Below are 7,666 nucleotides of genomic sequence, written 5' to 3' on the forward strand. Positions count from 1 at the left end.
CCTGAGTGGACGATGCGCCGCCTGCCAGCAAGCCAGAAAGATTGAAATTTTCGACAAGAGGGCCGCCGATGTCGCCATCCTGCTGCGCGCCGCCTTCTTCATTTAAATGATATTTTCCGTAAGAATGCAGATATTCAGTCACATAGGGCGCCCCAAAATCGAACCTGGCACCTATGCCCAATGGGCCAGTGGCGAGTATGTTCCCGCGACTGGTGATGTTGTGTTCTGACCCAAAGGCCACAAGCAGGCCAGTGCCCTGGCTGCCATTGCCGGTGATGGTAATATCCGGGGCGATGGTGACGGTATTTTTAAAGCCGTCCACGCGAACGCCCGCGCCGCCCGCGCCGTCTGCCAGCAGATTTTTTTCTACACTCACATTGTAATTGCTGCCATAAATGTGCAGGCCGACGCCGAAAGGACTGGTGTTGGGCCGATTTTCATCATAGCCCAGCCAGTTCTGATTGGCATCCAGGCCGTTACTGGCAAAAAAACCGCTGTTGATGACGATATCTGTGTTTATCGCGTTGTCGAGATATAGTGAGGTGCCGAAAAAGTCGCGCAGATCAATAGTGTAGCCAATGTCCACCAGAGCAGCCAGCTCCACTTCCATGAACATCGGGTAATTGGTGATTTGGGCATGGGTCATAAGCCCATTACGCACGCCGAAATGAGAAGCTTCCTGGTCAGTTGCGTGCGCCATAGGAATTGGCCCACCAAATATCTGCATGGCCTTTGGCCCGTAGAAGTTCAAATGTTTCGCCGTGGTATCCGGGTCGCTGGAATCATAAGGCGTACGGTCTGTATAACCGTTGACGGCCGTTCCCCCGCGCCCCAGAAAGCTTGCAAATTGTGGCGAATCATCCACTATGCCCAGCGCGTGGCCTATTTCATGGATGATTGTGGGGGCCAAAGTACCCTTGGTTTCGGGTAAATTGGAATTGGTTTGGGTGTCCCAAGTAAAGTTGTTGATATCGATGAGGCTGTGTGCGCCCACCAGAGGATCATCAGGCAGGTCGGATCCAGTAAGGGGGCTGCCGCCACCTACCAGTGAACTCCACAAAGACCCCCTGCTTGGATCGGCAGGATTGGGAAAATAGAGTGCCGAGGCATTGTAGCTTGTGTCGGCATCCACATAGATACGCAGCACCACAGGGTTGGCCGGCGAGCCGTACGGTTTGAGTACGGCCGTCCAGTAGTCCGCGCCTCTGATAATGTCGTCGCGAACGGCTGGCGAGAAATTGCCTGCCGAAAAATACCAGTTCTGGGATTCCGCGCCATAAGGCTGGCCTTTGCCAAAGAAGTCCAGCCGGAAAACATTGTGACCGTCACCGTTACGTACCCATGCGCTTTCAGGGCCAGCGGCTGAAATAGGTAGCGAGTAAAAAAGGCAGACAAGCAGACACAAGAAAACCCTGCAATGGCGAAGAAGCATACTCATGGCGCACCGTGGGGGAGGGCAGCGGAAAGGTGTTGGGCATTGCCTGTTACGCTGAAAGAGGCTGTGAAATGCTTACAATTCATGGCAGTCCCTTGTGGTCACCACGCTTTAATTTGGGAGGAAACAGAATTTTGAAAGCTTGAACATCGTTTTTTTGAATGCATTGCAAGATCATGTTAAACAGAAAAGTTTGTGCGCTGATTTTAAAGGGTAGAAATTCAACCATCATGGATGGTTACGAATAGCTGTATAAGTTAACTTGTTTTCAGCTTTCACTACTCAAGAGTAATATCTTTTTGAAATCAAGACAATCTCACACATTATCTATTTTCTATGATTCGATGAGCAATTGTTTGTTTACGGAAAAAATCGGAAAACAACTTTGTGAATGAGACTCTAAACCACGGATTTCCGGCTTACAATACACCGATGCAAAAAGTAGCTCCCCGGGTGTTTGTGGCGCAATCCGGCATTTTCTGTCTGGGCAGCTTCACCCCATATCCGGGTAACGGTTTGGTTAAAGCTCATTATCGCTGCACAAAAATAAAAAAGGGGAAGAGAAAGGGGAAGCAAAAAGGGTTTACTGTCTATTAACTGTAAACCCTTGATTTTTCTGGCGCGCCCGAGAGGAATCGAACCCCTGACCAAGAGCTTAGAAGGCTCCTGAACATAATTTCTTCTTATTTCTTTTTAATTCTATATCTATCTATTTAAAAAGGAAAAATAAAATATCCCTCCCCTTGTATTTCTCTCAAATACGCCCTATTTTTACTTTGTGTGCGGGGAAGCGTGCGGGGAAAATAATAGCCATATCTTGTGGGTTGGCGGGGATAAAACATGTCTATTTCAAAACGAGGTCGGACAAAATACCCAGGCGTTACTTACCGCGAGAAAGAACGCCTTGATGGTGGCGGTGATGAGCGAGTGTACTATATCCGCTATCGGCGCGGAGGGCGCGGTTTCAAAGAGATTGAGGAACCGATAGGGCGAGAGTCTGAGGGGATGACCGCAGCCAAGGCTAACAAGATTCGCGCCATGCGGGCCGCAGGCGTTGAGCAGTCGAATACTGAGCGCCGGGCAGAGGTGGAAGCCGCCAAGCTAACCGGCGACGGCCCTCTGACTTTTGCCCGGCTCTGGCTGCTCTATCAAGAGGTGAATGCAGGCAAGCCATCCTTGAAAGGCGATACATCGCGCTACCACAATCACCTTGAGCAGCGCTTTGCATCCAAGATGATTGAGGAACTTACCACGCTGGATATGAACAACCTGCGCGCCAGTATGACGCGAAAAGGCCTTTCTGCTCAAACCACAAAGCATGCTCTGGGCCAGATCCGCCGCATCATCCGGTTTGGCGTAAAACGCGGCCTGTGCGCCATGCCTGGCAGTTTACATTTTGAAATGCCCCAGGTGGACAATGAATGCACGGAAAGTCTGACCGATGAGCAGCTTGCGGCCTACCTCAAGGCCCTTGAAGACGAACCGGATCAGGATGCTGCAGCTTTACTGAGGCTGGCACTTGTGACGGGAATGCGCCGTGGGGCGCTGCTGGCCTTGCGATGGACGGATTGCGATTTTGAACGTGACCTCATTACCCTGCAAGGCGCGTCTGCTAAAAAGGGCAAGACGGAATTCATCCCTATGACCACTGCGGCTCGGGCCACTCTTGAGACAGTAGGGCGCACGGCAAGCCCATTTGTATTCCCCGGTAAAGATGGAGGCCAGCGGCAAGACTTTCGGCGCATGGCCCGCAGAGTTCGCGACAAGGCCGGGCTGCCCAAAGATTTTCGCCCGCTACATGGCCTGCGTCATGCCTATGCAAGTATGCTCATCAGCAGCGGCCAGGTTGACCTTTACAGCCTTCAAAAGCTGCTTACGCACGATAGCCCGGCCATGACGCAACGGTATAGTCATTTGCGAGATGAGGCTTTGCGCAAGGCTGCCAGCGTCATTGATGCCTGCATGGATATGGGCACGGCAGGAAAAAACTGAAAAGTTACCCCTTGACGACTTACCAAAAAATAGTAAATAAAGGGTAAAAGGGCAGGGCATGAATTGGACTGTGAGCATCCCGAAGCGTGCGCGGAAGCAAATTCAGGATTTGCCGCGCCCCGTATACGAGACCTTGTTTCTTTTGGTCGCCGACATACAGCAATCCGGCCCGGTACAGGGCCAATGGCCTAACTATAGTAAACTTTCGAACAGCCGCCACCATTGCCACATCAAAAAGGGCAAACCCTGTTATGTGGCCGTATGGCAGGTGACGGATAAAAAAATCAAACTGATCGAGGTGCTTTATGCTGGAACGCACGAAAAAGCCCCCTATTGAAACTGTGCCCCTTTCCTTCGCGGTTCCCCCCGCGCTGGTTTCAGAAGTGCGTGCCTTCATGCGCTTGAAGGGCATTGCCGAAGAAAAGGAAGCATATTCCATTGAGGAAGTGTTCCCCTTCAGTAAGGAAGAAAGGCCCACCGTTTATCTGCGGGGGGCACGCTATCGAGAAGACCTGACCCAGGTGCAGCTTGCGGAAGCAACGGGCATTCCCGCTCGCCATATCAGCGAAATGGAAAACGGTAAGCGCCCCATCGGCAAGAAGAACGCCCGCCTGCTGGCCGATGCCCTGAACATTGATCCCCGTCGCCTGCTGGACGTGTAGCCCTGCATCTCATGTAAAATAGGTCGTACAGGCCATTTTGAAGCCCTCTCGATTCGTCGGGAGGGCTTTTGGCGTTCTATCCATGCGTGACAAATAGAACTTCATCTATCCAACTGAAAAAGCATTAAAATTACTAGTTAGTAACAGAAGGGTACGGAACTTCATTATAGGGTGTGTAGTGGGGGTAAGCCTCTTAGCTCTTCGCTAAAATACGCACTCGAATCACTTGAAGCCGCGTTGAGTGAAAAGGGCCGGGCTTCTGTCCATGTGGAAGACTGGCGACCGATCTTTTATGCCGGACATACGGCGGACAAGCCGGACACGAAGTGCCGTGCCTTTGACCGTGGCAGGAAAGAACTTGTTAGCCGTGGCTTAATTTTTGTAACAAGCGATTATTACAGCACAAATCAACGATCCGGACACGGACAAGGGCCGGACATTGGCCGGACAAGTCTTGCTGCCCAAGACACCAAACAGACGGACGGACACGGACAGGGGTCTTTAGACCCTGTCCATCTGTCCGGCTTGGGTGATGGGGGGCTGTCCTATGAATAGTATTCTGACTTTTCTTACTGCTGCCATGAAGCCCAAGGGGCCGCATGAGTACGCCGGGCCCTGCCCTCTGTGTGGCGGCGCAACCAATGACGGCTTTATCGTTTGGCCTGATCGGCCCCGTGGCGGTGCTTTCCTGTGTCGTAAATGTGGGGCCAACGGCGATGGTATTGCTTTTCTAATGCAGCGGGACGGCCTGGGCTACCGCGAGGCATGTGAAGCCCTTGGGATTGAGCCGAAGCGCACCGCTACCAGCTCCTTTCCTGCAAGGCACACTCATGCAAGCCACCGTCCGGTACGCCCGGCACAAGTGACGCATGTCCCGCCTGTACCGCCCAAGCCTGAACCTGCCGTTCTGCCCTGCACTGAATGGATGTCCAGCGCCGCCGCCTTCCTCGCTGAATGCCAGCACAATATTGAGGCATCCCCTGAGCAGCACGTTACCAGTAATTATTCAGATGAAATGCTCAACTGGATGCGGAACATGAACGCCGGGTGGCAGGCTGAAAATGAAATGTCCGAGCAGAACGCCAAGCAAACTGAGAAGGTTCTCGCAGATGGCCGCAAGGCAATTGAAGACGCTCTTAAGGAGACTCCTCAGTGGCAAAAGGAAAATCTAGGCCGGGAGAAGGAAGTCAAGCTGTCCGCGACCCGTGGCGCTCATGCATGACCTGCTGGCGATCACACGGCCAGGCGGTACGGTGCTGGACCCGTTCATGGGGGGTGGCGCTGTGGGCGTGGCATGCGCGGAGTCAGGCAGAGGATATGTCGGTATTGAGTTGTCAGCGGAATATTACGCCATCAGCCGCGACCGGATTACCCAGGTAAATAATTAATTAAAAAAAGGGCGGGGAAAATCCCCGCCCAACCTTCTCTTTTTTTAAATTCGCCCGTGCCATTTTTGGCACGGGCTTCTGCCTGCTAACACGGTCAAAACTAAGCGGCGTTTTGCCAAAATGTAAAGGGCGCGTTACAGCCAGTCGGAGCGATTTCTTTTGCGTGCGGGGAATGGTGCGGGGCAGAAAGAAAAAAGGACTCACGGTGTTTCCGTAAGTCCTTGATTTTTTTTGGCGCGCCCGAGAGGAATCGAACCCCTGACCAAGAGCTTAGAAGGCTCCTGCTCTATCCATCTGAGCTACGGGCGCATGCCTGACGCGGCCGTCGGCGTTATGGCGCATCACTATAGGGAGAACGCCTTTTAACGTCAACATGTTAATCCCCGTTAGTGCCGGTGGCCGGGGCATACCGTGGCATTGCAGCCTGCTGCCGCCTTGCGGCCGGGCATGCCCCTGTTGGAACGCGTTGCCCCGTCTGCTTGCGCCGCCCTGTCTTTTTGCATTCTTTTCGCGCTATACGTCGAAAGCAAGCGGGTTTTCGGCCAATGTGGCAACCATAACGGCCTTGATGGTGTGCAGGCGGTTTTCGGCTTCTTCAAACGCCACATTGCGCGGCGACTCAAAAACTTCGTCGTTAACTTCCATGCATTCTATGCCGAAGCGCTGAAAAATCTCTTCGCCCATGCTTGTGTCGCGATTGTGAAAGCTTGGCAGGCAATGCAAGAACTTGCAGTCGTCATTGCCGGTCTGTCGCATGGTGTCGCCTGTCACACGGTAGGGCGTGAGCAGCTCAATGCGCTCTTTCCACACGTCATCGGGTTCGCCCATGGATACCCAGACGTCTGTGGAAATGAAGTCGCAGCCCTGCACACCTTCTGCCACGTTTTCGGTACGGCTGATGCGCGCGCCAGTGCCGGATGCGATGTGGCAGGCCATTTCGTAAACTTCGTCCGCCGTCCACAGCGCCTTTGGCGCCACAGAGCGAAAGTCCAGCCCCAGAAGGGCGGAGCCGATCATAAGGGAATTACCCATATTGTAACGGGCGTCACCCATATAGGCCAGGGTTTGCCTGTTCAGGGGCTTGGGGCAGCATTCGCGCATGGTGAGCATGTCTGCCAGGAACTGGGTGGGATGCCATTCATTGGTAAGGCCGTTCCACACCGGTACCGAGGCGTGCTCGGCCAGTGCCTCGACCCTGTCCTGTCCGAAGCCGCGATATTCAATGCCGTCATAAAAACGGGAAAGCACACGAGCCGTGTCGGCCAGGGATTCTTTTTTGCCCATTTGCGAACCGGAAGGCCCAAGGTAGGTCACGCGCGCGCCCTGGTCATAGGCGGCCACCTCAAAAGAACAGCGGGTACGGGTGGAGTCTTTTTCAAAAAGAATAACAATGTTCTTGCCCTTCAGAAACTCGGGTTCCCGGCGGGATTTTTTGGCCTGCTTGAGATTGGCAGCCAGGTCCAGCAGGTAGGTGAGGTCTTCCGGCGTGAAATCGATTTCTTTCAGAAAGTCTCTGTTTTGCAGTCTGTTCATGCGCTGTTCCGCCTTTGAGGTAGTGGGTCCTGCCATCCGCGTCCGGGCGCGGGCTGGTTGTGCCTTGAGCACGTTGGGGCTGGCCGCCATTGCGCCGCTTGTGGCGACGCAGACGGTCAAAGGTGTAACATCATTGCGATTTCGTCACAGCAATAAAACTTGGGGCATTTGCTGCATTCCACCCAGACGCTGGGGGGCATGTCGTCCTTGTTAAATTCGGTAAACCCGCACCTGGCGAAGAAGTCAGGCACAAGGGTAAAGACAAAAACCCTGGGCAGCGCCAGGCTGCGGCAACGGTTCACAAGCATGGATACGAGGCGTCTGCCGAAGCCCTGCCCCTGACATGAAGGGTGAACGGCCACGGAGCGTATTTCGCCGAGGTCAGCCCACAGAACATGCACGGCTCCGCAGGCCACGATGACCTCGTGCCCGTCGTTTACGGCCGGAGCTGTGGCGACCATATAGTCCTGAATGTGCTGGTACAGGTATTGCGGGCCGCGCGCCAGCATGACGTTGGCGGAAGCATACTGGTTAATAAGCGCCGACATGCCGTGTACGTCCGCTACAGTGGCGGATCGGATGACCAGCTTTGAAAGGTCGCTGATGTGAACATCAGGAACAATGGGTCTATCATCAGCGCCAGAGCGCGGAATGGC

Annotated in this window: 7 protein-coding genes, 1 tRNA gene and 1 pseudogene; 5 read left to right on the forward strand and 4 right to left on the reverse strand. The window is 53.7% G+C overall.

Features of this window, described 5'->3' with window-relative positions; translation table 11 throughout:
* Positions 1-1,438, reverse strand: a pseudogene (locus QZ377_RS09620) (hypothetical protein); the annotation flags it as partial.
* Between the two features lie 837 nt (positions 1,439-2,275).
* On the opposite strand from QZ377_RS09620, the gene QZ377_RS09625 reads away from it, so the two are divergent.
* The 5 genes from QZ377_RS09625 (at position 2,276) to QZ377_RS09645 (ending at position 5,477) form a co-directional block, all read left to right on the forward strand.
* Complete coding sequence (locus tag QZ377_RS09625; protein ID WP_291440941.1) at positions 2,276-3,427, forward strand: site-specific integrase; 1,152 nt, start codon at positions 2,276-2,278, stop codon at positions 3,425-3,427.
* Positions 3,428-3,485: 58 nt separating this feature from the next.
* The gene (locus tag QZ377_RS09630; RefSeq protein ID WP_291440942.1) at positions 3,486-3,764 is read left to right on the forward strand and encodes a cytotoxic translational repressor of toxin-antitoxin stability system; all 279 of its coding nucleotides are present in this window, start codon (positions 3,486-3,488) and stop codon (positions 3,762-3,764) included.
* Positions 3,733-4,089 carry a helix-turn-helix transcriptional regulator gene (locus QZ377_RS09635; protein WP_291440943.1) on the forward strand — a complete coding sequence of 119 codons (357 nt, stop codon included), beginning with the start codon at positions 3,733-3,735 and terminating at the stop codon, positions 4,087-4,089. The genes QZ377_RS09630 and QZ377_RS09635 overlap by 32 nt, the downstream gene beginning before the upstream one ends.
* A gap of 547 nt (positions 4,090-4,636) precedes the next feature.
* A complete protein-coding gene (locus QZ377_RS09640; protein WP_291440944.1) occupies positions 4,637-5,311 on the forward strand; it encodes a primase-helicase zinc-binding domain-containing protein in 675 nt (224 codons plus the stop codon).
* Positions 5,304-5,477 (forward strand): DNA methyltransferase, encoded by a 174-nt coding sequence (locus QZ377_RS09645; protein WP_291440945.1) that lies wholly within the window; start codon positions 5,304-5,306, stop codon positions 5,475-5,477. The genes QZ377_RS09640 and QZ377_RS09645 overlap by 8 nt, the downstream gene beginning before the upstream one ends.
* A gap of 232 nt (positions 5,478-5,709) precedes the next feature.
* On the opposite strand, the gene QZ377_RS09650 is transcribed toward QZ377_RS09645, so the two are convergent.
* From QZ377_RS09650 to QZ377_RS09660, 3 genes are all read right to left on the reverse strand, one after another.
* Positions 5,710-5,786: transfer RNA gene (locus tag QZ377_RS09650), tRNA-Arg, on the reverse strand.
* Positions 5,787-5,990: 204 nt separating this feature from the next.
* Positions 5,991-7,010 (reverse strand): ornithine carbamoyltransferase, encoded by a 1,020-nt coding sequence (argF, locus tag QZ377_RS09655; RefSeq protein ID WP_291440946.1) that lies wholly within the window; start codon positions 7,008-7,010, stop codon positions 5,991-5,993.
* A gap of 116 nt (positions 7,011-7,126) precedes the next feature.
* Positions 7,127-7,666: N-acetyltransferase (locus QZ377_RS09660; RefSeq protein ID WP_291440947.1), on the reverse strand; the 540-nt coding region annotated here is incomplete at its 5' end.

Source organism: Desulfovibrio sp. (assembly GCF_019424165.1).
Lineage (GTDB): Bacteria > Desulfobacterota > Desulfovibrionia > Desulfovibrionales > Desulfovibrionaceae > Desulfovibrio.